Genomic DNA, 25,730 nt, shown 5'->3' on the forward strand with positions numbered 1-25,730 from the left:
AAGCCCCGCCAGGGGTCGCGCAATCCCAGGCCCTTCCACGAGGTCGCACGCCATGCGAATGCCCACCGCTTCCTTCCTGTCCCGTCCCGCGCTGCTGTGCGCGGCCCTGGCGCTCGGCGCCGGCTGCAAGAGCGTGGAGCCGCAAACCGCCCGCCCTTCCGACGGCACCACCGTTGGCGAGGGCACCGGGGCCCAGCCCACGCCGGACGCCACCCCGCAGGGCGGCGCCACGGCCCAGACGCCGCCCGGAAGCGGCGAGTCTCCCTGGCAGCGCGCCCGCGTGGGCGACCGGGTGGCCTACTCCTTCTCCGCCAACCGCGGCGGCGGCCGTCTCCAGCGGCCCACCACGGCGGTGGCGGGCGTGGTGACGCTGGAGGTGGTGGCGGTGGAGGCCCCCTGGGCGTGGCTGCACGTCTCCTTCACGGGAGACGGGGGCGCGCCGCTGCCGCAGCCGCGCCTGGCGCAGCCGCTGGTGGTGCCGGTGCGCATGGACGTGACGCGCACCCTGGAAGCGCCCCGCCAGGGCGCGGAGAGCACCGAGCGGTCCACCGCCGCCGGCCGCACGTGGGAGGCGAAGCGCTACCTGGATGACCGGCGCCCCGCGGACGGCCCCATGGAGAACCGCCTCTACGCGATGGAGCCCGGCCCGCTGTACCTCACCAACGGCCTGCTCGACGCGAGCACCACGCTGTCTGGCTTCGGCGACGCGGGCGGCTCGCAGCTCACCCTCACGGAGGTCCGCCAGGGCGGCGGTACCACCGGCGCCGTCCCCGCGCTGACGCACCCCATGGGCCCGGGCACCTGGTACGACCTGCGGACGGACGCGGGCGGCACGCCGTCCGTGCAGCGCACCTGCCTCGGCGCCGAGCGCGGCTTCGTGCTGCGCCAGGTGGGCACCCCCGTGGAGGGCGCCGCGCCGTGCGCGGACCTCTCGCAGGCGGACGTCCAGCCGCTGGAGGAGGCGGTGCTCGCCCTCATCTCCGAGGCCGTGGGCGCGCCGAAGGAGTGGCCGCCGCGGCCCCAGGGCGCCGCCCCCGCGGTGCGCGACAGCGTGGCCACCTCCGGCAAGCAGGTGCCGGCGCTGCGCTTCGACGTCGTCGACCAGCTGGACGGCTCGCCCGCGCTGCGCGCCACCGCGTTCGCCGCCGACCCGTGGGACGGCGCGCTGGCGGGGCTGGCCCATGAGGCCCGCTTCCAGCCGCTCAGCGACACCGTCTACCGCACCCAGAAGACCGGCCAGCGCCAGTACGTGGAGGGCTCGAAGCTGACGGGCTGGGGCGCCTGGGTGCCAGGGGCGAAGCCGTGACGGCCGCCCTCTACACCGTCGTCATCGAGGTGGAGCCCGGCGCCGAAGCCGCCTGGAACCGCTGGCACGAGGAAATCCACGTGCCCGAGGTGCTGCACGAGCCGGGCTTCCTCTCCTGCCGCAAGTGGCGCGACACCGAGCCCGCGAAGGATGGCTGGGCCCGCTACGTGTGCCACTACGAGCTGAGCGACCTGGAGGCGCTGAAGCGTTACTCGGGCGGCGAGGCAGCCAGGCGTCTGAGGGCCGAGTCGGAGTCTCGCTTCGGCACCGTCACCCGCCACTCCCGCCAGGTTCTCACCGAGGTGAAACGTTTCTAAGAAATGAGAAGGATTTTCTCACGGGGTCGCGGAAACTGAGACGGCCCCGTGCGTCCTGCTCAAGCGGAGAGAGCCGCCGAGGCTGCCCTGCCGTACGAGGCCCTGTGGGGCACGGCGGCCGGCGCCATGAGGAAGTGCCCGCGCGAGTCATTGGGCAGGTCCAGGCGCAGGTGGAGGTGCCCTTCCGGAGCGCCCTCCTGCCGCGCGCGGAAGCCCAGCGACTCCAGCACGCGTCGCGCGGTGTCGTGGCCCTCGCGGACGTACGCGTCCACGTGACGCAGGTCCTCCAGCCGCACGCCGCGGCGGATGGCCTCCGTGGCGGCCCAGTGGCCCGCGCCCGACAGCCGGTACGGCGCCGCCACCGCGCAGCTCAGCCGCGCGGAGCGCTCCTCGCGGCGGATGTCCGAGAGCGCGGCGAGGCCGATGATGCCGCTGCCCCGCTCCGCCACCGCGAACAGCCGCGTGTCCTCCGCGCCGCTCCACTGCCGCGCGTCCGGCTCCGGCCGCAGCCACCCGAAGACCTCGGCGATGTCCGGGTCCTCCAGCAGCAGGCGCACCGCGCTCGAGATGGCACTTCCGGCGACCTCGATGGGAATCAGCTGGCGCTCACGCATGAGATTTTGCCCCCCTCTGGGCACCTTCGTGACTTCAAAGGTCGTGCCATTATTCAATGGCAAACTGACATCAACGCACTCCGAGGGAGCGGGTGCGTCAAAGGTCATTGACGAGGGGAGTCAGCGTTGGATCGCGCGTCTTCACGAAACGCGCGGATGTCCGGCAAATCCGCGCCGTGCGCCGTGTCAGGCGGGCCACGTGTGGCCTGGCCAACACACGTCACGAGGCGGTGCCGGTAGGTGAGACCCGGCACCGCCTACGTACTCACCACTACTGCGCGACGGAGACCTTCACGTCGATGTTGCCCTGCGTGGCGCGCGAGTACGGGCAGACCTTGTGCGCGTCCTCCATCAGCTTCTGGGCCTCCTCGCGCGGCATGCCGGGGAGGATGCCCTTCAGGTCCACCGCGAGGCCGAAGCCGCCGTCCGGCGTCTTGCCGATGGTGACGGAGGCGGTGATGCCCACGCCGTCGCCCAGCGTCTTGCCCTGGGTGCGCGCCACCAGGCGCAGCGCGCCCTCGAAGCACGCGGCATAGCCCGCCGCGAAGAGCGTCTCCGGGTTGGCCTTGGCGCCGCCCGGCCCGCCCATCTCCTTGGGCATGGCGAGCTGCAGGTCGATGACGCCGTCCGTGGACTTGACGTGGCCGCTGCGGCCGCCGTGAGCGGTGGCGGTGGTGGTGTACAGCGGGGTGGCGACGGGAGTGGTGGCCATGGAAGTGCTCCTTCGAGGGTTACTTCTTCGAGGGTTCAGACTGCGGATGAGACAGCATTGCGAAAAGCCGGCGGACCTCGTCGCGCAGCCGTGACAGCTCCTCCAGCGACAGGCCCATCTTGCAGGCCATGTCCTCGGGAATCGTCACGGCCTTGCGGCGCAGGCCCCGCCCCTGCGACGTGAGGTGGATGTGCACCGAGCGCGCATCCTCGGTGGACCGCTCGCGCTTCAACATCCCCTGGGCCTCCAGCCGCTTCAGCAGCGGCGTGAGCGTCCCCGAGTCCAGGAACAGCCGCTCCCCCAGCTCCTTCACCGTCCGCCCATCCGTCTCCCACAGGACCAACATCACCAGGTACTGCGGGTACGTCAGTCCAAGCTTCGACAGGAGGGGCGCATAGGCCTGGGTCACCGCCCGGGCCGCCGCGTAGAGCGGGAAGCACAGCTGCATGTCCAACTTGAGCGAGTCATCCACCGACATGGCCAATGAATAGGACACGATTCAATTGTGCGCAACCCATTCGGACGCGTGGCGGTCTCCGGTCCGGATTCGCACATTCCGGGAGGTGACGCGCCGTGCTACACGGCGGCGCGCACGGACAGGGGCCGGGCGAGAACAGGAGGACTGGATGTTGAGGACCGTCACCGCCACGCGCTACGTGACGTCACTGCGCGAGGGCGGCTCACTGCCGGCCATCATCGAGGCGGACGACGCGGGGCTGTATGTCGTGAAGTTCCGGGGCGCGGGCCAGGGGGCCAAGGCGCTCATCGCGGAGCTCATCGCCGGGGAGCTGGCGCGGGCGGTGGGCCTGCGCGTGCCGGAATTGGTGCTGGTGGAGCTGGACCCGGCGCTGGGCCGCAACGAGCCCGACTCCGAAATCCGCGAGCTGCTCAAGGCGAGCGCGGGCCTCAACCTGGGGCTGGACTACCTGCCCGGCTCGGTGACGTTCGACCCGCTGGCCGGCCCCTTCCCCAGCGCGGAGGAGGCCTCCACCATCGTCGGCTTCGACGCGTACGTCACCAACGTGGACCGCACGCCGAAGAACCCCAACATGCTGAGCTGGCACAAGGACCTGTGGCTCATCGACCACGGGGCGGCGCTCTACTTCCACCACTCGTGGGAGGACTGGGAGGCGCGCAGCCAGAGCCGCTTCGGCCCCATCAAGGACCACGTGCTCCTGCCGTGGGCCACCGCGCTGGCGGCGCAGGAGTCCTCGATGCGCGAGCGCCTCACGCGTGAGGTGGTGGAGCGCACCGTCGCCGCCATCCCGGAGGAGTGGCTGACCTCCGTGGAGTCCCCCTTCCCCACCGCCCACGCGCACCGCGCGGCGTACGTCACCTGGCTGAGCAGGCGCGTGGAAGCGCTGCCGGCCTTCCTCGAGGAGGCGGCCCGTGCCCGCGCCCAGCTCGTTTGACTACGCCATCATCCGCGTGGTGCCCCGCGTGGAGCGCGAGGAGTTCATCAACGCGGGCGTCGTCCTCTTCTGCACGACGCAGCGCTTCCTTGGCGCGCTCGTGGAATTGGACGAGGCGCGGCTCCGGGCGCTCTCGCCGGACGTGGACGTGGAGGCGGTGCGCGGCCACCTGGAGAGCTTCCGCCGCATCTGCGAGGGCGGGAAGGACTCCGGCCCCATCGGCCGCCTGCCACAGAAGGAGCGCTGGCATTGGCTGGTGGCCCCGCGCAGCACCATCATCCAGACGGGCCCGGTGCACTCCGGCCTGTGCAAGGGCCCCAGCCCCGAGCCGAAGCAGGCGCTGGAGCACCTGCTGGACACGGTGGTGCGCGTGAAGCGGCCCGCCTAGGGCGCGGGGAGGAGGCGGGCGGACAGGCGGTAGGATGTCCGAAAAACCGAACGGGCCCCGCGCCAACCCCGGCATCGGGCGCCCACGGTGGGTAGTTTCATCCCAAGCCCCTCGTATGAACGACTCCGCATTGCGAATCGTCACGTACAACGTCCGCTACTTCGGCCACATGCTGCGCGGGCTCGCGAGCACGGTGGGCCCCAAGCGCCGCGTGGCCGCCGCGCTGGCGTCGCTGGACCCGCTGCCGGACGTCGTCTGCCTCCAGGAGGTGGAGACCTCGTCCTTGCGCAGCACCATCGCCCACCGGCCCAAGCAGCCGGGCGAGACGCAGCTGGCGGCCTTCATGGGACGCATGGAGGAAATCTTCTCCGTCCAGGCGCGGGACATGCCCTACGAGGCGTTCTACTTCCGCGCCCACCACTACAAGCTCGGCGAGGTGTCGCTCTACACCACCGGGCTGGCGGTGCTCGTCAACACCCGCACCATCGAGGTGGACACGCACAACGTGGACGCGCCGCAGCACATCACCCACCACCACGTGCAGCGGCTGAAGGACAGGAAGCAGAGCCGCATCTGCGCGCACATGCGGCTGCGGCGGCGCTCGGACGGGCGCGCCTTCCACATCTTCAACACACACCTCAGCCTGCCCACCCCGTTCGCCAGGGAGTTCTGGGCGACGAAGGACAAGATGGGCTGCGGCGTCAACCAGCTCCACGAAGCGCGCAAGCTGGCGGAGTTCATGCGCGCCCACTCGGGCGACGAGCCCTTCATCGTCTGCGGGGACTTCAACTCGCCGCCGTCCTCGCCCGTGTTCCGCTACCTCACCGGCGACGCGTGCCTCACCTGTGCCCAGGCGGCCGTGGGACAGATTGACCCGGGCATGTCGCGCGGCTTCCCCACCGCCGGCTTCATGCACATGCGCATGCACCTGGACCACGTGTTCTCCAGTCCCGGCGTGCGCTGGCTGGACACCGAGGAGACGCGGCCCTTCGGCGACATCACGAGCCGCTTCCACGGACTGTCCGACCACATGCCCATCATCGCGCGCTTCACCCTGGACGGCGCGCCGGGCATGGCAGCGCCGCCGGTGGGCTGACGGCGGCTCACTGGAGGGAGGAGCCCTCGCCGCCCTCCTTCTTCATGAGGAAGGTCACCTTCCCGTCCGGCTCCAGGTAGGCCAGGCGCACCTTGCGGACGGACTCGGTGCCGTGCTCGCGCAGGCGGCTGAGCAGCTCCTCGCGGGACATCAGGCTCTTGCGCAGGTTGTCCTCGTTGATGCGGCCCTCGCGCACCAGCTCCACCGGCCGGCCCTCCAGCACCAGCGCCGCCTTGTGGCTGCGCATGGCCATCCACGAGAAGAGCCGGTCCCACGCCGCCAGCGTGGACAGGCCGAGGAAGGCCGAGGTGAGGCTCTCGTCATCCCCGACGATGCTCTTGCGCAGGCAGACGGAGATGATGAGCAGCAGGACGATGTCGAACGTGGAGGAGCGCGCGAACTCCTTGCGCCCGGCCATCCGCAGCACGAGCTGCGCGAAGAGGTAGACGGCGGTGGCGCGGAAGACCACTTCGAGCGGATGGAGGTCCGGCGTCCAGAGGCCTGGCCAGTCAAAGGGCTTCATGCCTCCAAGTTGGGCACGGCTCGGCGGGCCATGGATGGACCGGCCGGAGGGCGGGCGGGCGGACGGACTGCACGGTGGCGCACAGCCCAACCGTTGGAAGCCGGGAAGCGCGCCCGTGCGACTCGACGGTCGCGCGGGCTTGCGGAAGAGTCCCCATCGCTTATGCGCTGCTGCCACCGTCACGCCGCCGGGTCCGCCGCCGCCTCCGACCCACATCCCTTCTCCCTTCCCGGCGCCACCGAGCACTACGCCGCCGAGCGCCCCGTCCGCGCCGAGCACGTCCGCCTCGAGCTGGACCTCGACTTCGACGAGCACCGCCTCTCCGGCGTCTGCACCACCCGCATCGCCGCCATCCGCCCCGTCTCCACCCTCACGTTCGACGCCGTGGACCTCGACGTCTCCCAGGTCCTCGTCGACGGCCGCCCCACGCGCTTCTCCAACTCCGGCGCCCACCTGCGCGTCGAATTCCCGGCGCAGCTCGCCCCCGGTGATACCCGCGAGGTCGCCGTCCACTACGCCTGCCGCCCCCGCCGCGGCCTCTACTTCTGGGGCCCCGACGCCGGCTACCCCGACCGCCCCCGTCAGGCCTGGACGCAGGGTCAGGACATCGACGCGCGCGCCTGGTTCCCCAGCCTCGACACCCCCGCCCAGAAGGCCACGTCCGAAATCATCGCCACCTTCCCCGCGGAGATGACGGCGCTCTCCAACGGCGTCCTCGTCAGCGACCGCACCGACGGCGCCCGCCGCACCCAGCACTACCGGATGGAGCAGCCCCACGCGCCCTACCTCGTCACGCTCGCGGTGGGCGAGTTCGAGGAGGCCACCGACTCCGCCGGCACCGTCCCCCTGCGCTACCTCTTCCCGAAGGGGCGCCGCGAGGACGCGCTGCGCTGCGTGCGCCGCACCCCGGAGATGGTGCGCGCCTTCCAGGAACTCACCGGCGAGCCCTTCCCCTGGAGCGGCTACGCCCAGGTCTTCCTCACCGAGTTCATCCTCGGCGGCATGGAGAACACCACCGCCACCAGCCTCACCGACACCGTCCTCCACGACGCGCGCGCCCAGCCTGACTACAACGCCGAGCCCCTCATCTCCCACGAGCTGGCGCACCAGTGGTTCGGCGACCTGCTCACCTGCCGCGACTGGCCCCACGGCTGGCTCAACGAGGGCTTCGCCACCTGGTGCGAGGTGCTCTGGAAGGAGCGCGCCGACGGCCAGGACGAGGCGGACCAGCACCGCGCCACCCAGCTCGACAGCTACCTGGGCGAGACGCGTGAGCGCTACGCCCGCCCCATCGTCGCGCGCCGCTTCCACGCGCCCATGGACGTCTTCGACCGGCACCTCTACGAGAAGGGCGGCCTCGTCCTCCACGAGCTGCGCCGCCGCCTCGGCGACGCCCTCTTCTTCCGCGGCCTGCGCCACTACGTGGCCCGCCACCGCCACGGCACCGTGGAGACGGTGGACCTCTCCCGCGCCTTCGAGGAGTCCACCGGCCACAACCTCGACGCCTTCTTCGACCAGTACGTCTTCGCCCCCGGCCACCCGGAGCTCAAGGTGGAGGTGCGCTACGAGGCCGAGGACGCCCGCCTGCGCATCAAGGTCCGCCAGATGCAGCGCACCGACGGCGGCACGCCCGTCTTCCGCCTGCCGCTCGACGTGGCCGTCACCACCGACGGACGCGACACGCTCCACCGCCTGGAGGTGACGGAGGCCGAGCACTCCTTCCTGCTGCCCTGCCCCGCCGCTCCCACGCAGGTGCGCGTGGACCCGCGACGCGACGTGCTCGGCACGCTGGACGTGGACAAGGCCGCCGGCCTCTGGCTGGAGGAGCTGCGCGCCGCGCCCGAGTCCCGTGCCCGCATCGAGGCCGCGAATGCCCTCGGCAAGCACGGCGGCCTCCGCGCCGTGGAGGCCCTGGGTGACGTGCTCGCCGACACCCGCCTCTTCTGGGGCGTGCGCGCCGCGTGCGCGAAGGCCCTGGGCCGGCTGCGCACGCCGCAGGCCCGCGCGCGATTGCTCGCCGCGCTCACCACGGAGCACCCCCGCGTGCGCCGCGCGGTGGTGGCCGCGCTGGGCGAGTTCCGGCGAGACGCGGAGGTGACGGAGCGCCTGCGCGCGCTCGTCCAGGGGGGCGACGCCAGCTACTTCGTGGAGGCCGAGGCCGCGCGCAGCTACGGCAAGGTGCGCGCCCCGGACGCCGTGGCCATGCTGGAGCCCGTCACCGCCCGGCCCTCGTTCCAGGACGTCATCGCCGTGGGCGCCATGGACGGGCTCGCCGAGTCCCAGGACCCGGCCGCCTTCCCCATCGCCGTGGCGCGCACCGCGTACGGCCAGCCCCGGGGCCTGCGCCGCTCCGCCACCAACGCCGTGGCGAAGCTGGCGGAGGTCGCCGGCCGCAAGCGCGAGGCCGTGGACCTGCTCGCGGAGCTGCTGAGGGATCCGCTCTTCCGCGTGCAGATGGGGGTGTTCGAGGCCGGGCGCACGCTCGGCGACCGGCGGCTCATCGCCGCGCTGGAGGGCACCCCGCTGGAGGACCCGCGCGCCCGCCGCGCCGCCCGCGAGACGATTCGCACCCTGCGCGAGGGCGAGCCCCAGGCCCGCGAGGTGGCCGCGCTGCGCGAGGAGCTGGACCGCCTCAAGGAGGAAACCCGCGCGCTGCGCGAGCGGCTGGAGGGACTCGCGCTGAGGGAGCAGGCCCCGAAGCCCTCGTCCGGCCGGAGCGCGAAGCCCGCCGCGAAGAAGAAGGCCCCCGCCAGGCCCGCGAAGAAGCGCTGACCCGGCGCTCGCCCGCCCGCCTGCCGCACGGACTTACCAGAACCATGAGCAGGCTGTGTGCTGGGAGGCGCAAGCCGCGCCTCCAATGGCTACTTGTATGCAAAGGGGACGCGCCCGCCGCCCTCCGCATTGCGGGCGCACGGGCCTGCATGTCCCAGCACGCCGCGGCCATACAGGGCCAGACGAGCGCAGGGGAGAACATGGCCGGAGCCACAAACGAGCTCAGTGCCTGGCTGGACGCCGCGGTGGACCCATTCGTGGCCTGCGACGCAGAGGAGCGCGTGTGCATCCTGAATAGCGCGGCCGAGCGGCTGCTCGGCTGGAAGCGCGAGGAGCTGCGGGGACAGCCCGTCTCGCGCCTCTTCCCCCAGCGTCTGCAGCACTACGCGGGCAAGAGCCTGCTGCGCTACCTGCTGTCGCGCCGGGAGTCGCTGGGTGGCCGGGCCATCCGCGTGCTCGCGCGGCGGCGGGACGGCGTGGAGGTGCTCGTGGAGCTGACGGTGGGCGCCAGCGGGCAGGGCGCGGACGAGCGCATCGTCATCAACTTCCGCCGCCTGCACGAGGTCATCGACACCGTCCACGAGCCGGTGGAGCAGTCGCTGCATCCGGCCGAGGCGCGGCCCCCGGCGGAGAGCGGCACCAACGGCGACTCGCTCTACCGCGTCGTGGTGGAGCACGCGCCGCTGGGCATCTTCCACTTCGACACCACGCCCGTCATCACCGCCTGCAATGAGCGCTTCATGCGCATCATCGGCACGCCCAAGCGCATCCTCGTCGGCCTCAACCTGCTCACCATCCGGGACGAGCACATCATGTACTGCGTGCGCGAGACGCTCGCCGGACACAACGCGCACTACGAGGGCGAGTACCGCTCCGTCACCTCCGGCAAGCTGACGCCGGTGTACATCCGCTTCGCCCCCATCCGCGACGGCGCGGGCCGCGTGGAGGGCGGCGTGGGCATCGTCGAGGACATCACCGAGCGGCGCCGCACCGAGCGCGAGCGCGACGAGAGCCTCGCCCAGCTCACCACCCTCTTCCGCACCGCCCCCATCGGCCTGGGCTTCCTCGACAACGAGCTGCGCTACGTGCGCGTCAACGACGTGCTGGCCGCCATCAACGGCAGCTCCCCCGAGGCGCACGCCGGCCGCCGGCCGCGCGAGGTGCTGGGTCCCACCGGCATGGCCGTGGAGAAGGCCCTGCGGCGCGTGCTCCAGTCGGGCGAGCCGCTGGAGAAGCGCGAGGCCACCTCCCAGGAGCTGGGCATGCCCGGCCCCCCGCGCTACCTGGCCGGCAGCTTCTATCCGGTGCGCGCGCCGGACGGCCGCATCCTCGGCATCGGGGTGATGATTCAGGACATCACCGACCGCAAGCTCGCCGACGAGGAGCGCGGGCGCCTGTACCGCGAGGCCCAGGACGCCATCCGCGTGCGCGATGACTTCCTCTCCATCGCCTCGCACGAGCTGAAGACGCCCCTCACCCCGCTCAGCCTCCGGCTGGCCACGCTGGAGCGCAAGCTGGAGCGCGGCGAGCACGTGGACCCGGCCACCCTGCGCCACGCCCGCCAGCACCTCCTGCGCATCACCGGCCTCATCAATGACTTGCTGGATGCCTCGCGCATCGAGGCGGGCCGGCTCGCGCTGCACCCGGAGACGACGCGGCTGGACAGCCTCGTGGAGCACGTCCTCCAGGCCATGGAGGTCCACCGCGGCGACCACTCCATCCACTTCGAGCGGCCCCAGCAGCCCGTGCTGGTGCGCGCGGACCCGTACCGGCTGGAGCAGGTCATCGCCAACCTGGTGGAGAACGCCTTCAAGTACAGCCCGGACGGCGGCACCATTCGCGTGGAGCTCCGTCAGCGCGGCGAGCTGGCGATGCTGTCGGTGGCGGACCCGGGCATCGGCATCCCCCCGGACCAGCAGAAGCTGCTCTTCGACCGCTACTTCCGCGCGCGCAACGTCTCCTCCCGCTCGTACGGCGGGCTGGGGCTCGGGCTCTACATCAGCCGCGACATCGTCGAGCGACACGGCGGCCGCATCTGGGTGGAGAGCGAGGTGGGCCGCGGCTCCACCTTCCACGTCGCGCTGCCCCTGTTGCAGGGCGCCGCCACGCAGCCGCCCGTGGAGCAGCCGGACCACCACGTGCACTGAAGCTCCGTCACCCGCGGGCTCGCAAAAAGTACAGGCCCGGCTGTCCTCCATTGGCCAGCGGGGCACCCCAAGCGACTGGAATCTCACGCTCGCGTGCACGAGCCGACAACGGAAGCGACTGGATTTTCACGATACGGGTGTTGGCACGGCGGCTGCTCCATGCCCCGGTGGGAGGATGACCGAAAGGATGGACACCATGACGACGGACACGCCCGCATTTACGCGAGACAACGAAGGCTGGGTCGTCCGAGTGAGGATGGGCGGACGCATCCAGGAGGTCCGCTGCACGAGCGAGAACCAGGCGCGCTACTTCGCCGCGGTGCTCGCGATGAACCCGCCGAAGCCGGCGAACCCGCGGCTGCGGAACTAGGCGTATGGAGACACCCCAGCTTCTCGGGCGACTGCTGCTGAAGTTCGACACGGACGCCGCCGCGGTGCCGGACGACCTGTCCGCCGCCGCGCGCGCGCCGGACGGGAGCGTCTGGGTCGCGTCCGACGAGCATGGGGTGCTGCACCGGCTCAGCCCCGAGGAGCCGCGCGTCTTCTCGCACCAGCAGCGCCATGACGTGGCGGCGCTGCTGGGAGTGAAGACGGGCGACGAGATGGACATCGAGGCGCTGGACATGCAGGACGGCCACCTGTGGCTCGTCGGCTCGCACAGCGCCGTGCGCAAGAAGCCCAAGGGCAAGGGCGTGGCGAAGGACCTGGCCCGGCTGGCCACCGTGGAGCACCAGCCCGCGCGCTTCATGCTGGCGCGCCTGCCGCTGCCCACCTTCGACGCGCCCAGGTCGAAGAAGAAGGGCGCGGCGAAGCTGGAGCCCTCCGGTACCGGCAACGCGCTGGTGGACATGCTCCGCGACGACGAGCACCTGGGCCCGTTCCTCGTGCCGGCGGGCAAGGGCGCTCCGCCCGGAGCGCTGGCCATTCCCAGCAAGGACAACGGGCTGGACATCGAGGGACTGGCGGTCCACGGCGACCGCGTCTTCCTCGGGCTGCGCGGCCCGGTGCTGCGCGGCTGGGCGGTGATGCTGGAAGTGGAGGTGGAGGAGGCCGGCGGCGGCTTCCTCCAGCCGAAGCGCAAGAAGAAGGGCGGCGGCTACCGCAAGCACTTCCTCGACCTGGACGGGCTGGGCATTCGTGAGTTGAGCCGGCACGGGGACGACCTGCTCATCCTCGCCGGGCCCACGCTGCCGCTGGACGGCACCATCCGCCTGTACCGGCTGCGCGGCGGGCTCCACCTCACCGAAGACTCCATCCACAAGCAGGCCCCGGGGGATTTGGAGCCCCTCTTCGACATTCCCCGCACGGAGAAGACGGACCACGCGGAGGGCGTGGCCCTGTTCTCCTACTTCGAGAAGGACGACTCGGTGCTCATCGTCTACGACTCGCCCTCGCCTCAGCGGCGCTACGGGCCGTGCGGCGTGCTGGCGGACGTGTTCCGGCTGTTCTGAGCCGACTCCCGCTTCGGGTTCTGGTAGCCACCGAAGTGCGCGACCGGCGACCAGGCCGGGCGCACCGGGGGCAGCGCTGGCGGCGCCACGTCCTGGAATGGCTCCGCCGCGTAGACCACCCTTCCTCCCACCACCGTCAGCAGCGACTCGATGTTCTTGATCCGCTCTTCGGGGACGGTGAAGTAGTCGTCGCTGAGCACGGCGAAGTCGGCGTACTGCCCTGGCGCGATGCGGCCCTTGACCGTCTCCTCGCGGGAGAACCACGCGCTGCCGACCGTGAACAGCTTCAGGGCCTCTTCGCGCGTCAGCCTGTTGTCGTCCGCGAAGAGCTGCGTGCCGCCCACCGTCTTCCCCGACACCAGCCAGTAGAGCGCCGGCCAGGGGTTGTAGCTGCTGACGCGCGTGCCGTCGGTGCCCGCTCCGACCGGAATCCCCATCCCGAGCATCTTGCGGACCGGCGGCGCATACCTCGCCGCGTCCTTGCCATAGCGGTCCACGAAGGACTCGCCGGCGTAGGCCATGCGGCCCTGAATCGCGATGCCGCCCCCCATCGCATGGATGCGGCGCAACTCTTCGTCTCGCACCGTCTCGGCATGGTCAATCGCCCAGCGCGGGGCGAACCGACCCTGCTCGCGATTCACCTGCTCGAAGACATCCATGATGACCTTGATGCTCTCGCCGTACGTCGCGTGCTGGCGGATGGGCCAGTCGTTTCCCACCAGGAGGGTCGCGACCGTGTACAGGTCGCCGGCCGGGTCCTGGCCCGCGGCCTTGCGCGCCCCCAGGTCCGGACGAGGGGCCAGGAAGTTCTCCCAGTCACCGGCGCTGTGCGCCAGGAACTCCCCGCCGCCTTCGAGCTCGAAGCCGTGCTCGAGCCGCGCCGCCTCGCTCCTGCCAGCCTGATATTCGTGGGTCCAGCGGCGGAAGTCCTCCGCCTCCTTCCCCGGCGTCTGCGGGAACAGGTAGTAGCCGATGCGGACGGACATCTGGCCTTGATGGGCAACAGCCTGACTGGCGCCATAGTCCTTGGGGAACGCGTGTCCGCCGCCCCCCGCGTCCACGGCGCTCGTCATGCCGAGCCGGTTCAGCTCGCGATAGAAGTGGAGCGTCGAGTTGAGCTGCTCCTCGGCCGAGAGCTGCGGCGGCCTGGCAATCATCTGATAGAGAATCAACGGGTTCGGCTCGGCATGGAGAATCGCGCCACCGTCCACGAACTCGAACCGCCCGCCCTCCGGCGCCGGGGTTGCCTCCGTGAGCCCCAGCGCCTGGACCGCGGCGCGATTGAGCAGGCCCTGGCTGTAGAGGAACAAGACGAAGGTGGGCGTCTCGGGCGCGGCCTCATTCAGCTCCTGGACCGTCGGCATGCGCCGCTCCTTGAACTGATAGGGAGACCAGCCGCCGATGACGCGCACCCACTGGCCCTCGGGCGTGCGCCCGGCCTGCTCACGGACCATGGCGAGTGCGCGCTCCAGCGAGTCGACGCCGTCCCAGCGCAGCTCCAGGTTGTAGAAGCGCCCGCCGCGGACGGCGTGTGCGTGCGAGTCGTTGAGTCCGGGAATGACGGTGTGCCCCCGCGCATCGATGACGCGGGTCTTCTCGCCGCGGTACGCCGCCACCTCCGCGTCGCCGCCAACGGCGATGAACCTGCCGTCCTTCACCGCGAAAGCGCTCGCCCGCGGCTGCCGCGCATCCACCGTGAAGACGCTGGCGTGGGTGACGATGAGGTCGGCGGGTGGCTGTTGCCGGGCGACCGCGGTCGCCTCCGTGCTCGCGGGCCGGGTCGCGCACCCCGTGAGCAGGACGACCCACGCAACGCTGGCCGCCCCCAGGACCGTTGATAGGCGCATCGCGTTCTCCTCGAAGAGAATGGCCGGGTCGAACCGTCGGCTACTTCTGGGGCTTCTTGGCGGCCTCCTGGGCTCGCTGGTAGCTCTCGGCCACGGCGCGGTAGTTCGGCACGAGCTCGTTGTAGAGCGCGCCCCACCTCGCGGCGTCGGGACGGTTCCACGTGCGCTGGAGTTCGCACAGCACCACGTTCGTGGTCACGGGGACGATGCCCGCCTGTGTCATGCGCGCGAGCGTGGTCTGGGAGGCCATCTCGCTCATGTCTCCGGAAGCATCCATCACCGCGTAGACCTTGTATCCATCGGCCTTGGCCTGGAGCGCGGGGAAGGCGACACACACGCTGGTCCAGACGCCCGCCATGATGAGCGTCTTCCGGCCGGTCGCCTTGACGGCATTGACGAAGTCCGCGTTGTCCCACGCGCTCACCTCGCCCTTGCGCGGGATGTACTTCGCGCTGGGCGCCGCCTGCGCGAGCTCCGGCATCAGCGGGCCGTTGGTGCCGTTCGGCTCCGAGGCGGTCGTGAGGATGGGCACCTTGGCGAGCTCGGCGATCTTGGCGAGCACCACGGTGTTGGCGCGCAGCTCCGGGAGGGGGACGTCCTTGACGGTCTGGAACAGGCCGGACTGATGGTCCAGCAGGAGGAGGACCGTGTCGTTGGGGTCGAGCAGGGCCTGGGCGGCCGCGGCGCTGGGCTGCCGTGAGAGGCCCGGTATCGGCGTCGGCGCGGCGGGTGCCGCGTCCCGCGCCTGCGCGAGCGCGGGAGGGCTTCGCATCAGGACGCCGAGCCCGACCAGCGCGGTCAATGCCACGCTGGACAGGACGACCCCGCGCTTCATGTCTCGTGACCTCATCTCAGCCCTCCTTCTGGGAAGCAGCCCTGGAAAGGGGGGAGGTCTAGCCGCGCCCCACCGCGTGGGAAATGAGCCGGCGATGCCAGTCGCTCGTGCGCTCGTGGACACGGGAGCGTCGAAGCGCGACACGCCCTGCCACGGGGACGATAAGACGGTGCCTCACCCTCTCTCCCCGGCCGAATGCGCTGCCTGCCCTCTCTCGGATGGACCGTGCTCGCGCTGCTCGTGGGCGGGCGCGCTGGGGCACAGGCCCCCTCGCCGCCCCCCTTCAAGATGCTCCGCGCGGAGGAGGACTACCGCTACCTTCGCGCCCCGGATGCGCCTCGCGCGCCGCTCGATGGGCTGAAGTACCTCCCGCTCGACGAGGAGGGCTCCGTGTTCCTTTCGCTGGGGGGCGACCTGCGCCAGCGGGTGGAGTACTACCGCCATCCCGAGTGGGCCGAGATACCCGCCACGGACACCGCCTGGCTCCAGCGCTACATGCTGCACGGGGATGTGTGGCTGTGGGACCGGGCCCGGGTCTTCCTCCAACTCAAGAGCGGATGGACGATTGGACGCTACGGAGGCCCTGGCCCCACGGACGAGGACCGGCTGGATGTGCACCAGGCCTTCGTGGAGGCACGCCCCTGGGAGCGCGAGGACGAGGTGCTCCAGGTGCGGCTGGGGCGCCAGGAGCTGCAATTCGGCTCGGCTCGCCTCGTGTCCGTGCGCGAGGGCCCCAACGTGCGCCTCTCCTTCGATGGGGTGCACACGCGACTGCGAGCCCACCGGTGGGACCTGTCCGCCTTCGCCGTGCGGCCCGTGGCCACCAACCCCGGCGTCTTCGATGACGGCCGGCTGCGCACCCAGGGCTTCTGGGGCCTGTACGCGGTGCATCCCCTGCCCGTCCTCTCGGGCGGGAGCGTGGACCTCTACTACCTCGGCCGCACCAACAGCGAGGCCCGCTACGCGCAGGGCGAGGGCCGCGAGCAGCGCCACTCCTTCGGCACCCGGTGGTGGGGGAGGAGCAGGCCATGGGACTACAACCTCGAAGCCGTGGTGCAGGTGGGCCGCTTCTCCGGAGCCCCCCTCTTCGCCTGGACGGTGGCGAGCGACACCGGCTTCACCTTCGAGCACTCGCCGCTGTCCCCGAGACTCGGGGTGATGGCGGACATCGCCTCCGGGGACCCGGACGCGGAGGACCCGTCGCTCGGGACCTTCAATCCGCTCTTCCCGCGCGGCAGCTACTTCGGGGAGATTGCCCTGCTGGGGCCCTACAACTTCATGGACCTCCACCCCGTGTTGCGCCTGCACCCCAGCGCCTCACTCGTGCTGTCGGCGGAGTGGACCGGCTTCTGGCGGCAGCGTGTGGAGGATGGCCTCTACGGTCCGAGCGGCGCACTGGTGAGACCACCCGCCGGGAGCAGCAGCCGCTGGGTGGGGCATCAGGTGAACTTCGTGGCCGACTGGACGCTGGGCCGGCACATGAACGTGTACGCCACCGCGTCACGCTTCTTCGCCGGCACCTTCCTCCGGCAGACGGGCTCCTCGCGCGACGTCGACTTCCTCCAGGCCGAGGTGTCGCTGCGCTTCTGACCCGACTCCCGCCAGCGGTCCGCTTCGCGACCCGCCCCCGCCCCGCCGCGGGCCCACGCTGCCTGACGGCGGGGGGCAGGATGACGGACGTCACGTCTGAATCACGGCACCGGGGTGGTCGGCCGCATCATGATCTCATTGAGCTGGTAGCGGTTGTTGAAGGCCGTCTTCCACGCGCCCTCGTGCACCGTGGGCCGGGGGATGATGGGGCCGCCCACCTGGCTGCTGGAGCCCCACGAGAAGCCCGGGTCGTAACCGCTGGTCTGCTCGATGACCTCGATGTCGTTGGCGATCTGGACGTTCAGCCGGCGCAGCTCGCCCGTCCGCAGGTCGCCGGACACGTAGAACTGCGTCCGGTGGCCCACGACGTCGAAGCCGAACGCGATGAACCGGTTGGTGTCGCTCGGGTCGGCGACGATGACGGTGTACGCGCTCATCAGGCCCGCGTTGGGCGGGTACAGCGGCCGCGTCGTGGGGAGGCTGGACAGCGGGACGGGCGCGGTGGTGGGCAGCGCCGGCGGTCCGGGGATGGTGTTGGGGCAGTAGTTGTAGATGTTGGTGGTGGCCGCCTGCTCCTGCGTGGCGAGCGCCTCGGCCTCCATGGCGGCGGCCTCCTCGGGAGTGACGTTGCACGCGGCGGAGGACAGGGCGGAGACGAAGAGCAGCGAGCGGACAAGGGCCTTCATGATGTGACCTCGGTGTGTAGGTGACACTTCGGGCGTTCCCGGCCCTTTTCGGGGCCGGGTGACGTGGACTTCGGACTGAGGGGTGCTGGAGCGGGGCTACTCGAAGACCACTACGGTCTTCACCCAGCTTTCTGGTCGTGCGGACAGCACGCGCAGGCGCTCATCCCGGAGCGCGACGGCGGCGGGGGTGCCGGCGCGGATGCGTTCCATCACCCGCGCGAAGAAGGGTCCGGCCTCGGCGTCCGGGATGTCGATGGGCGAGGCGATGACGGCGCGCGCGCCCGCCTCGGCGAAGGCGACGGGGAGGCTCCACGGCGCGTGGAGGTAGGGCGCGGTCCTCGCGGCCTGGCAGGCGCCGAGCAGTACCACCGGCGCGCCCTTGAACTTCTGCCTGCGCACCTCACCGGCGGTGAGCGCGTAGCGGCCATCCGCCTCCGGCGCCATCACCAGCAGCGACGCGTCCGACACACCCAGGTTCACCAGGCCGTGCGCGTGGATTTCCACCTCGGTGGCCTCGGCCAATTCCGCCAGCAGCCGCGACGGCGTGGCGGCGGCGCCCGTCAGCTCCACCCGGCGCGCGGAAGGACCCCCGGACAGCTCCCAGCTGCGCAGCCGGGGCAGGTTCAGTGAGGCCGGCGCCTCCACGTCGTACACGACGAGGGGCCGCGGCGCGGATGCGGCCGCCGGAGCCACGGGCTTCGCGCCCGTCTGGTAGCTCCACGCTAGGTCCGCCGGCAGCAGCCCCGCCTGTCCATGCACGGGATAGCGGGCGAACACGCGCACGTGCTCGCAGGGCTTCAGGGCGGAGACCACCTGGGGCGGCACCAGCGTCGCCACGTCGAAGTCCGGCGAGCGGCGGCTCGCGTCGGCGTGGCCGAGGAGCTCACCCGCGGGCCCGCGCGCGGCCACCACGGTGCGCTCGTCGTGCACCTCCACGCCCAGCTCGCAGCGCCCGGGCTCGCGGGTGCCCAGCTCCTCGGCGAAGAGGGCCAGCGTCCCGGCCCAGTCGTTGGCGAAGCCGGCGTCCTGGATGAGCGACGAGTAGCTGTACGCGCGGGCCTTGACGGCCACCGGGTCCTCGGCGCCCAGCCGCGCCCCGTCGGCGATGGCTTTGCGCAAGAGCGCGTGGCCCGCCTCGCGGTCCTTCGTGAGGACGGCACGGCCCTCGATGTGCGTGGCCAGCACCTGCTCGCCGGGGCGCAGCCAGCCGCCCTCCCGCAGCTTGCGCAGGCCGTCGCGCACGCGCTCCACGTCATCCGGGCGCGGCGCCAGGCGGGCGAGGTCCGCCAGCACGTAGGCGCCGTTGAGGAAGAAGGGCACCTCGCACGTGGGCACCTTCGCCAGCTCGGCGCGCGCGGCGTCCGGACGCAGGGCGAAGATGTGCATGGCCGCCAGGCTCTCGTGCACGTGGTGCCCGGCCTCGCAGCTCCTGTCCCTCAGTGCCTGCTCGCCCAGGTACGCCCGCGTCAGCGCGAAGGCGTTGCGGAAGCGCGCCAGGTCGCCCATCACCCGCAGCAGGTCCGTCTGTAGCTCCCACTCCTGCGTGCGCTGCGCCCACTGGAAGCCGGCCAGCACGTGCTCGCGCGACTCCACCAGCCGGTGCTCGTCCTTGTAGATGTGCGCCAGCAGGTGCTCGAGCTGCCCGCAGCGCACGTCCGCCTTCACGCGGTTGCACTCGGCCACCGCGCGCAACAGCCGCGCCTCGGCGCCGGCCAGGTCGCCGCTCCGGTACTCGCTCAGCGCGCGCTCGCGCTCCGAGTTGAGCAGCACCCACGGGTCGCCCAGCGCCTTCGCGGCCTTCTCGTAGGTGTCCAGACGCGTGGGGTGCACGCCCATCAGGGGCAGCACGCCCAGCAGCAGGTCCTGGTTCTCCGAGCCCTCCAGCTCGCGCACGTACGCGTCCAGGCCCGAGGCGTCGAAGGTGCCCTCCAGCACCTGACGGAAGCGCGCGGCCAGCGGCGCGCGGCGCTTGAAGTCCAGGCCGGCCACGCGGGTGGTGTAGCGCTCCAGCGTGTCCCCGCCGTAGTGCGCGTCCAACAGGCGCGCCAGCGGCAGGAGCGCCTTCACGCGCTCGGCGTCCGGCGCCGCCCACACGGCGAGGTTGTGCCACTTGCGCGCCGAGCCCGGCACCGCGCGCGCCAGCGCGTCCGGGAAGGGCGTGCCCTGCAGCGCCAGCGCCTTGCCCGCCTTCTGCGCCTCGTCCCACGTGCCACGCCGGCCGTCCAGCCCACGGCGCAGGGCCGCGGCGCGCTCCTTCGCCTCCTCGGCCCAGCCCGGCTCGCGCAGGGAGGACACCGTGTCGAAGGCCTCGGCCGCCAGCGCGTCCAGGCCCAGCTCGCGCAGCACCAGCGCCCGGTTCCACAGGGCCTGCGGGTGCTGGGGGGCCTTCTCCAGCACGCCGTCCAGCAGGATGAGGGCCGACTCCAGCTCGCCCTTCGCCAGCGCCACCACCGCGCGGTCGCTGTCCACGTCCGGCGTGGACGGCGCGCGCTGGAGGTACTCCGCGGCCTGCTCGCGCTCGCCGCGCAGCAGGTGCCCGGTGGCCAGCCCGTGGAGGTCCCCCGCCTCCTCCAGCTTCGCCAGCTCCTTCAGCGGCACCAGCTCCTTCGGGCGCTCCTCGCCCGAGCGCAGCACGCCGTACGGCCGGTGCGCGCTGGCGCCGGACCAGCTCAGCCGCGCTTCCAGCGAGCGCGTGGGCGCCAGGGCCAGGGCTTCCGAACCGGAGTCCGACACCCCAACGGGAGCGCGGATGGCCACCAGCGCGAACACAGCCGCGAGCGCGCCCGCCAGCACGGCGGCGGCCACCCGGCCACGCCGCTGACTCCAGGCCGGACGAAAGGAGCGCGAGCCATCGGCGTCACGGCCCGGCTCCGGCACATGCGCGCGCCGCGCCGGCGCCAGCGGAATGGGCGGAGCCGCGACGGGCGTCTCGGACGCGTCGGCGGCCTCCTTGGCCTCCAGGTCCACCAGCCGCCCCGAGAGCGCCTGGAGCTGGAGGATGTCGTCCAGGTCCGCCTGGCACTGCGCGCACGTGGCGAGGTGCTCGCGGAAGGTGTCCGCCTCTTCCTGGGACAGCTCGCCGTCGGCGAAGGCCTGTACCTGGTCGTGCAGGTCCATGGGGTCGGGCGCGCTCATGTGCCCTCCGCCTCACCCGGGGGCTGGGGCATGAGCAGCTCCTTCAGCCGGCGGCGCGCGCGGATGAGGCGCGTGCCCACCGTGGCCTTGGGGATGCCCAGCTTCTCCGCGATTTCGATGTACGAGCGGCCCTCCAGCGAGTGCATCCGGTACACCGTGCGGAACTCCTCGGGAATCTTCTCCAGCGCCTCGCGCAGCTGCTCGGGGCTGATGGACGCCCACGCGGGAGCGGCCTCGACCTCGGGCGCGGCGATGCGCTCCTCCACGTCCTCGGCGGACACGTCCGCGCGGCGCTCCCGCGTGCGCGAGCGGCACCGGTCGATGAACAGGTGGTGGAGGATGGTGAGGAGCCACGCGCGCCCGTCCGTCCCGGGCTTGTACCGGGCCAGGTTGCGAAGACCGCGCTCGAAGGTGTCCTGGACGAGGTCTCTCGCGTCCGTGGCGTTGCCGCACAGGCGCATCGCGGTGGCATGCAGCGCCGCCTCGTGCTCCCGGGCGAACGCCGCGAACCACCGGCTGTCCAGGGTCGGGGGGGTTGAAAGGGGCCTGCTTTCCACTCGGGGTGCAGGCTGACCCGGCCGGTCCTGGCCCGTCAAGCTCCCCGTCCGCAGGGAGCTGGTGAACAGGGAGGATGGTTGCAGGGCGAAAGCATTCATGGCGGTCGCTCCTCACAACGACCCGCCCCGCCCATCTTCCCGGCGAATTTCCGGGGGGATTATTCCGCCCCTGCTTTCAGGGGGTTAGCCGTTGCGGCGGACGATTTCGGCATTGAGCACGTTGGCGAAGCCCACCCACGCCAGATACGGGGCCACCAGCCAGGCGGCGGGCCGGTCCACCTTCCGGGTGCTGGCGACGTAGGCGCCGATGCTGGCCAGCAGGGCCACGTTGTCCGCGAGCGCGCGGCGCGGCTGGTGCCGGTTGAAGAAGAGCCAGGACCAGGCGGCGTTGAGGCCCAGCTGCACGCCCCACCAGCCCAGCGCCTTGGAGCGCGCGGGTCCGGCGGGGGCCGTCCACACGCGCCAGCCGGACACGGCGATGAGGCCATACAGCACCGTCCACACCGGGCCGAACACCTTGGGCGGCGGCTGGAAGGAAGGCTTGCGCAGGCGCCGGTACCAGAGCTGGTCCGCGGAGCTCTGCCGCGCGCCCAGCGTCGCCGCGCCCAGGGTGAGCGCGCCGAAGGTGCCCAGCGCCACCACGGACTCGGTGCGCAGCGTGGGGTTGAGCGCCGTGCGCTTCACCGGGCCCGGCACCGTCCGCGTCGTCGGCTCCAGCGTCGTCGTCTCCATGCGAATCCTCCCGTGGCCCACACCCCCGCCACTGTCCGCTGGAAGGTGGTGCCTGCTCCGCCCAGCGGCCAGTCCACGCGGCGGCGAGGTAGAAGAAAGCTCACTCACACGGCCCCGGAGGCGAGTCATGGCGAGCGCGGAGGAAGTCCTCGGGTTCTGGTTCGGCGACAGCGACCAGCCCCAGGAGAAGTGGTTCATGGGCGGCGAGGCCTTCGACGAGGAGTGCCGGCGCCGCTTCCTGGCCGCGCACGAGGACGCCGCGGCCGGACGGCTGCGCGACTGGCGCGACGAGCCGCGAAGCTGCGTGGCGCTGCTGCTGCTGTTGGACCAGATTCCGCGCAACCTCTTCCGGGGCACGCCCAGGGCCTTCGCCACGGACGCGCTCGCGCGCGAGGTGGCGCGTCACGCGCTGGCGCGGGGGCTGGACGTGACGCTGCCGCCCGTGTGGCGGTGGTTCATGTACCTGCCCTTCGAGCACAGCGAGGAGGCACACGACCAGCGTCTGGCCGTGGCCCTCTTCGAGATGCTCGCGCTGTACCATCCGGACAGCCTCGAGTCGCTCGACTATGCCCGGCGGCACCGGGACGTCATCGAGCGCTTCGGCCGCTTCCCCCACCGCAACGTCGCGCTGGGGCGCCCGTCCACCCCGGAGGAAGAGCGCTTCCTCCAGGAGCCGGGCTCGTCCTTCTGAGCGGGCTACACCAACGGCGTGGGCGCGTTGGTGGCCTCGGCCTGGGGCACCGGGTTGGCGCGGGCCTCCAGGGTGACGCCGGCGGACAGCCAGCCGCGCACCATGGCCAGGTGCTGCGCCTCCGCGTCCAGGGCCATCTGGAAGCGGTCGGCGAGCTCGTCATGGCCCAGGCCGCGCGCCAGCTCGATGAGCATCTCCCAGCCGGCGTTGTCCGTCAGCTCCGCGACGAGCAGCGCGTGCAGCGTGTCGCGCAGGTTCATGCGCGGGTCGCTGACGACGGCGGGCAGGCCCATGGACGACACCGCCGCGACGTCCGCGCAGGGCGTCATCGCCGTGGGGTCCGCGCCCAGCTTCACCAGGGCTTCCGTCACCAGGCCGAAGTGGGACAGCTCGTCGTTGAGGATGCGCTCCAGCCCCTCGCGGGTGGGGCCACCCTCCCAGCTGCCGAGCACCTCGAACTTGGCGAGCGCGCCCTGGTAGAGCCGGGTGCCCGTGCGCTCGAAGGCGGCGCGCTCACCGAGCTTGTCGATGAAGACGGTGGGCTTGGAGCCCTTGAGCATGTCCACCGCCGTCTTCGCCACGCCCTTGAGGCTGGAGGGCGGCGGCACGCTGCCGACGCCGCCCGACTCCAGCGCGTACTGTTGGCGGACCTTGAGGATGAGCGTGTCGTCACCCAGGTGGCTGGGTTGCCGCTCCTGGGCCGCCTTGGTGATGTCCGCGCTGTCGATGGGCGAGGTGCCGATGCCCGTCTTGTTCATGCCGATGTCGCTGGTCGTCTTCTTCATGTCAGTGAACCTTCTTTCCCGCGAGCACCGAGCCCATGCGCTGCGCGCGCGCGGCGAGCTCCGTCCCCGGCGTCCATTGGTAACCGGCCGCCACCGTCTCGGAAGGCGAGCCCTCGGAGTTGAGCTGGTCGCGGTACACGAACGAGCGGTGGTCGCGCGGCAGCTCGGACATGCGCACGTAGTCCGGACCGTTGGAGGCGAGGTCCTCCTCCTGGTTCAGCGTCTTGCGGACGAACTCACGGTGCTCCTTGAAGCCGATGGGGTCCGGCAGCGTGGCGGGCAGGATTTCCCGCGCGTCACGGCCCTCCGCGGCCTGGAAGAGCTGAATCACGTGGTGGAGCTGGCCCAGCTCGTAGTCCGTGAAGCGCTGCCAGATCTCCTTGATGCGCGGGTTCTTCTCGTACGCCAGGCACGAGTAGAAGTTGTAGACCTGCATCGCCTCGTGGAGGACGAGCTTCTCCAGGATGCTCTCGTCCGGGTCCAGCAGCGACTCGTACATGGACGTGTGCTGCTCCTCGATGGCGGCGATCTCCGCGTAGAGCTGGCGCGCCGCCGGGTCCGGGAAGAACGGGCCGACCGTCATGTAGTAGTCGTGCGTCTGGTTCTCCGCCGCGGTGATGCTCATCGCGTGAATCTTGGTGAGCGGGTGCGCGGTGCGCTTGTCGTACGGACGGCGCAGGTCATCCACCGGGTAGCGGTGCTCCACCGACGTGGGGCGGCCCGGGATGATGTCCGTATAGGACTGGGTGATGTTGTTGGGGTCCTTGCCCTCGAGCCGGTCGTAGAGCGCCCCGTAGCGGTACAGGTGGTCGAAGTCCTCGAGCAGGCCGAAGCGGTACGTCTGGGCGAGGTACGGGTCCGGCTCGCGCAGGGCGACGCTGGCCGTGACCTCGATGGCGACCTGCTCGAAGCCGAGCGTGGTCTCCAGCGGCGTCTGGTCGGCCGGGTTCAGCCAGTTGATGAGCGTCTGCTCGAACTGCTCGATGCGGCGGACGATGGCGAGCTGCTCGCGCAGGCCGCGGTTCATGCGGGCGATGGCGTGCTTGGTGCGCAGCGCGTCCGCCATGATGCCGTTCATGTAGATGACGCACACGCGGGTGAAGGCGTCATCATCCAGCTTGCTGTACGGACGTCGGACGAGGTCCTTCCATGTGAAGACCTGCCGGTCGAGTGGGACTCCTTTTTCTTGGAAGATATCCAGGGCCACGTCTGACTCCTTTGCGCGGGGCAATCTCTGAGGAAGGCGCCCTGCCTTCCGCATCGGCGCTTAAGGTCCGGTCGCACGCCGAGGCCGGCAAACCGCGGATGCGCCGCCGCCAGGGTGTCGCCAGGGGTTGCGGCGGCTCGTCTGTCCGCCTGCTCTCGCGACACTGGCGGCGGGCGGGCCTCGGACCGTTCGGAGCGCTCCGCCGCCACGGGTGGCGCGAGGGGAACGGCGATTGTCTGCACGTGCGACGGGGTACGCCTGCCCGGCTGGTGGGGGGGCAGCGGGGATTCGTGGTTTTACGGGAGGTTCCGGTGGTGGATGGCGCTCGCGGGAGGCACGTCTGCCGGGCCGGGTGGGGAGTGCGGTAGTGTGCCGCATCTCACGCTTCACAAGAGGGGGGCCGTGGCGTCGGAGCGCTGGAAACTCATCCGGTCGAGGTGGAGCAACCACTGGCGGCAGATGCTGGGCGTGGCGGTGCTGGCCACGGCGCTGGCCGCCGTGTGTCAGGTGCTGGGGGACTCGCTGGGCGGCTGGCTGGGGGAGGCCGAGCGCGGCGCCTACGACACGATGGTCACCACCTTCACGGACGGTCGCGGCAAGTCGTCCCAGGTGGTGGTGCTGACCATCGACCAGCCCAGCCTGGATGCCATCCGCGCCAACCCCAGCTACGCGCGCAACTTCGGCAACTGGCCGTACAGCCGCAACCTGTGGGCGCGCGTGGTGGAGCAGCTCGAGGCCGAGGGCGCGCGCGCCATCGTCTTCGACGCGGTGATGGACGAGCGCTCCACGGACCCCGCCATGGACCTGGCCTTCGCGCAGGCGCTGCGGGACTCACCCGTGCCCTTCTTCCTGGGCGTGTCCACGCACGCGGCGGCCGAGTCCCTGCCCCGCGTGGACTGGAGCGCCCCGCCTCCCGCGGCCCCCGGC

24 protein-coding genes are annotated in these 25,730 nt (G+C 71.5%); 12 read left to right on the top strand and 12 right to left on the bottom strand.

The window, feature by feature from the left end; translation table 11 throughout:
* Window positions 1-52: 52 nt before the first annotated feature.
* Together HG543_RS16750 and HG543_RS16755 are read left to right on the top strand one after the other, a co-directional pair.
* Window positions 53-1,306 (top strand): DUF6068 family protein, encoded by a 1,254-nt coding sequence (locus HG543_RS16750; protein WP_246357082.1) that lies wholly within the window; start codon window positions 53-55, stop codon window positions 1,304-1,306.
* On the top strand, window positions 1,303-1,623 hold the full coding sequence (locus HG543_RS16755; protein WP_169345785.1) for a DUF4286 family protein: 321 nt from the start codon (window positions 1,303-1,305) through the stop codon (window positions 1,621-1,623). The genes HG543_RS16750 and HG543_RS16755 overlap by 4 nt, the downstream gene beginning before the upstream one ends.
* A 59-nt stretch (window positions 1,624-1,682) precedes the next feature.
* Here the strand turns inward: HG543_RS16755 and HG543_RS16760 are convergent, their stop codons facing one another.
* The 3 genes from HG543_RS16760 to HG543_RS16770 form a co-directional block, all read right to left on the bottom strand.
* Window positions 1,683-2,237 carry a GNAT family N-acetyltransferase gene (locus tag HG543_RS16760; protein ID WP_169345786.1) on the bottom strand — a complete coding sequence of 185 codons (555 nt, stop codon included), beginning with the start codon at window positions 2,235-2,237 and terminating at the stop codon, window positions 1,683-1,685.
* Between the two features lie 271 nt (window positions 2,238-2,508).
* Window positions 2,509-2,949 (bottom strand): organic hydroperoxide resistance protein, encoded by a 441-nt coding sequence (locus tag HG543_RS16765; RefSeq protein WP_169345787.1) that lies wholly within the window; start codon window positions 2,947-2,949, stop codon window positions 2,509-2,511.
* Window positions 2,950-2,968: 19 nt separating this feature from the next.
* Window positions 2,969-3,445, bottom strand: a complete 477-nt coding sequence (locus HG543_RS16770; RefSeq protein WP_371876487.1) for a MarR family winged helix-turn-helix transcriptional regulator — start codon at window positions 3,443-3,445, stop codon at window positions 2,969-2,971.
* A 130-nt stretch (window positions 3,446-3,575) separates the two neighbouring features.
* Between HG543_RS16770 and HG543_RS16775 the strand changes: the two genes are divergently transcribed.
* The 3 genes from HG543_RS16775 (at window position 3,576) to HG543_RS16785 (ending at window position 5,845) form a co-directional block, all read left to right on the top strand.
* The gene (locus tag HG543_RS16775) at window positions 3,576-4,361 is read left to right on the top strand and encodes a HipA family kinase (protein ID WP_169345788.1); all 786 of its coding nucleotides are present in this window, start codon (window positions 3,576-3,578) and stop codon (window positions 4,359-4,361) included.
* Window positions 4,339-4,749 (top strand): DUF3037 domain-containing protein, encoded by a 411-nt coding sequence (locus tag HG543_RS16780; RefSeq protein ID WP_169345789.1) that lies wholly within the window; start codon window positions 4,339-4,341, stop codon window positions 4,747-4,749. The genes HG543_RS16775 and HG543_RS16780 overlap by 23 nt, the downstream gene beginning before the upstream one ends.
* Window positions 4,750-4,864: 115 nt before the next feature.
* Window positions 4,865-5,845 carry an endonuclease/exonuclease/phosphatase family protein gene (locus HG543_RS16785; RefSeq protein ID WP_169345790.1) on the top strand — a complete coding sequence of 327 codons (981 nt, stop codon included), beginning with the start codon at window positions 4,865-4,867 and terminating at the stop codon, window positions 5,843-5,845.
* Window positions 5,846-5,852: 7 nt separating this feature from the next.
* On the opposite strand, the gene HG543_RS16790 is transcribed toward HG543_RS16785, so the two are convergent.
* On the bottom strand, window positions 5,853-6,368 hold the full coding sequence (locus HG543_RS16790; RefSeq protein ID WP_169345791.1) for a DUF421 domain-containing protein: 516 nt from the start codon (window positions 6,366-6,368) through the stop codon (window positions 5,853-5,855).
* A gap of 162 nt (window positions 6,369-6,530) precedes the next feature.
* On the opposite strand from HG543_RS16790, the gene HG543_RS16795 reads away from it, so the two are divergent.
* From HG543_RS16795 to HG543_RS16810, 4 genes are all read left to right on the top strand, one after another.
* Entirely contained in the window at window positions 6,531-9,140 is a 2,610-nt protein-coding gene (locus HG543_RS16795) for a M1 family aminopeptidase (protein WP_169345792.1), read from the top strand.
* Between the two features lie 200 nt (window positions 9,141-9,340).
* On the top strand, window positions 9,341-11,287 hold the full coding sequence (locus HG543_RS16800) for a PAS domain-containing sensor histidine kinase (protein ID WP_169345793.1): 1,947 nt from the start codon (window positions 9,341-9,343) through the stop codon (window positions 11,285-11,287).
* Window positions 11,288-11,483: 196 nt separating this feature from the next.
* The gene (locus HG543_RS16805; protein WP_246357083.1) at window positions 11,484-11,657 is read left to right on the top strand and encodes a hypothetical protein; all 174 of its coding nucleotides are present in this window, start codon (window positions 11,484-11,486) and stop codon (window positions 11,655-11,657) included.
* A 4-nt stretch (window positions 11,658-11,661) separates the two neighbouring features.
* Window positions 11,662-12,738, top strand: coding sequence for a DUF3616 domain-containing protein (locus HG543_RS16810; RefSeq protein WP_169345795.1), 1,077 nt, complete (start codon window positions 11,662-11,664; stop codon window positions 12,736-12,738).
* On the opposite strand, the gene HG543_RS16815 is transcribed toward HG543_RS16810, so the two are convergent.
* Both HG543_RS16815 and HG543_RS16820 read right to left on the bottom strand, forming a co-directional pair.
* Entirely contained in the window at window positions 12,693-14,585 is a 1,893-nt protein-coding gene (locus tag HG543_RS16815) for an amidohydrolase (RefSeq protein ID WP_169345796.1), read from the bottom strand. The two genes, HG543_RS16810 and HG543_RS16815, sit on opposite strands and share 46 nt — an antisense overlap.
* A gap of 40 nt (window positions 14,586-14,625) precedes the next feature.
* The gene (locus HG543_RS16820) at window positions 14,626-15,435 is read right to left on the bottom strand and encodes a hydrolase (protein WP_246357084.1); all 810 of its coding nucleotides are present in this window, start codon (window positions 15,433-15,435) and stop codon (window positions 14,626-14,628) included.
* Window positions 15,436-15,645: 210 nt separating this feature from the next.
* On the opposite strand from HG543_RS16820, the gene HG543_RS16825 reads away from it, so the two are divergent.
* Window positions 15,646-17,010 carry an alginate export family protein gene (locus HG543_RS16825; protein WP_169345797.1) on the top strand — a complete coding sequence of 455 codons (1,365 nt, stop codon included), beginning with the start codon at window positions 15,646-15,648 and terminating at the stop codon, window positions 17,008-17,010.
* 101 nt (window positions 17,011-17,111) lie between these two features.
* Here the strand turns inward: HG543_RS16825 and HG543_RS16830 are convergent, their stop codons facing one another.
* The 4 genes from HG543_RS16830 to HG543_RS16845 all read right to left on the bottom strand — a co-directional run bounded on the left by HG543_RS16830 (window position 17,112) and on the right by HG543_RS16845 (window position 22,120).
* Window positions 17,112-17,696, bottom strand: a complete 585-nt coding sequence (locus HG543_RS16830; protein WP_169345798.1) for a hypothetical protein — start codon at window positions 17,694-17,696, stop codon at window positions 17,112-17,114.
* A gap of 96 nt (window positions 17,697-17,792) precedes the next feature.
* Window positions 17,793-20,831, bottom strand: coding sequence for a CHAT domain-containing protein (locus tag HG543_RS16835; protein ID WP_169345799.1), 3,039 nt, complete (start codon window positions 20,829-20,831; stop codon window positions 17,793-17,795).
* A complete protein-coding gene (locus tag HG543_RS16840; protein WP_343073380.1) occupies window positions 20,828-21,388 on the bottom strand; it encodes an RNA polymerase sigma factor in 561 nt (186 codons plus the stop codon). Before HG543_RS16840 ends, HG543_RS16835 begins: the two co-directional genes overlap by 4 nt.
* Before the next feature lie 183 nt (window positions 21,389-21,571).
* Complete coding sequence (locus tag HG543_RS16845) at window positions 21,572-22,120, bottom strand: TspO/MBR family protein (protein ID WP_169345801.1); 549 nt, start codon at window positions 22,118-22,120, stop codon at window positions 21,572-21,574.
* 127 nt (window positions 22,121-22,247) lie between these two features.
* On the opposite strand from HG543_RS16845, the gene HG543_RS16850 reads away from it, so the two are divergent.
* Window positions 22,248-22,811: a DUF924 family protein gene (locus HG543_RS16850; protein ID WP_169345802.1), complete on the top strand. Its 564-nt coding sequence runs from the start codon at window positions 22,248-22,250 to the stop codon at window positions 22,809-22,811.
* A gap of 5 nt (window positions 22,812-22,816) precedes the next feature.
* Here HG543_RS16850 and HG543_RS16855 read toward each other — a convergent pair whose 3' ends face one another.
* A complete protein-coding gene (locus HG543_RS16855) occupies window positions 22,817-23,596 on the bottom strand; it encodes a ferritin-like domain-containing protein (RefSeq protein WP_169345803.1) in 780 nt (259 codons plus the stop codon).
* Between the two features lies 1 nt (window position 23,597).
* Window positions 23,598-24,803 (bottom strand): hypothetical protein, encoded by a 1,206-nt coding sequence (locus HG543_RS16860; protein ID WP_169345804.1) that lies wholly within the window; start codon window positions 24,801-24,803, stop codon window positions 23,598-23,600.
* A gap of 402 nt (window positions 24,804-25,205) precedes the next feature.
* On the opposite strand from HG543_RS16860, the gene HG543_RS16865 reads away from it, so the two are divergent.
* On the top strand, window positions 25,206-25,730 hold a 525-nt coding region (locus HG543_RS16865), incomplete at its 3' end, for a CHASE2 domain-containing protein (protein ID WP_169345805.1).

This window comes from Pyxidicoccus fallax (assembly GCF_012933655.1).
Lineage (GTDB): Bacteria > Myxococcota > Myxococcia > Myxococcales > Myxococcaceae > Myxococcus > Myxococcus fallax.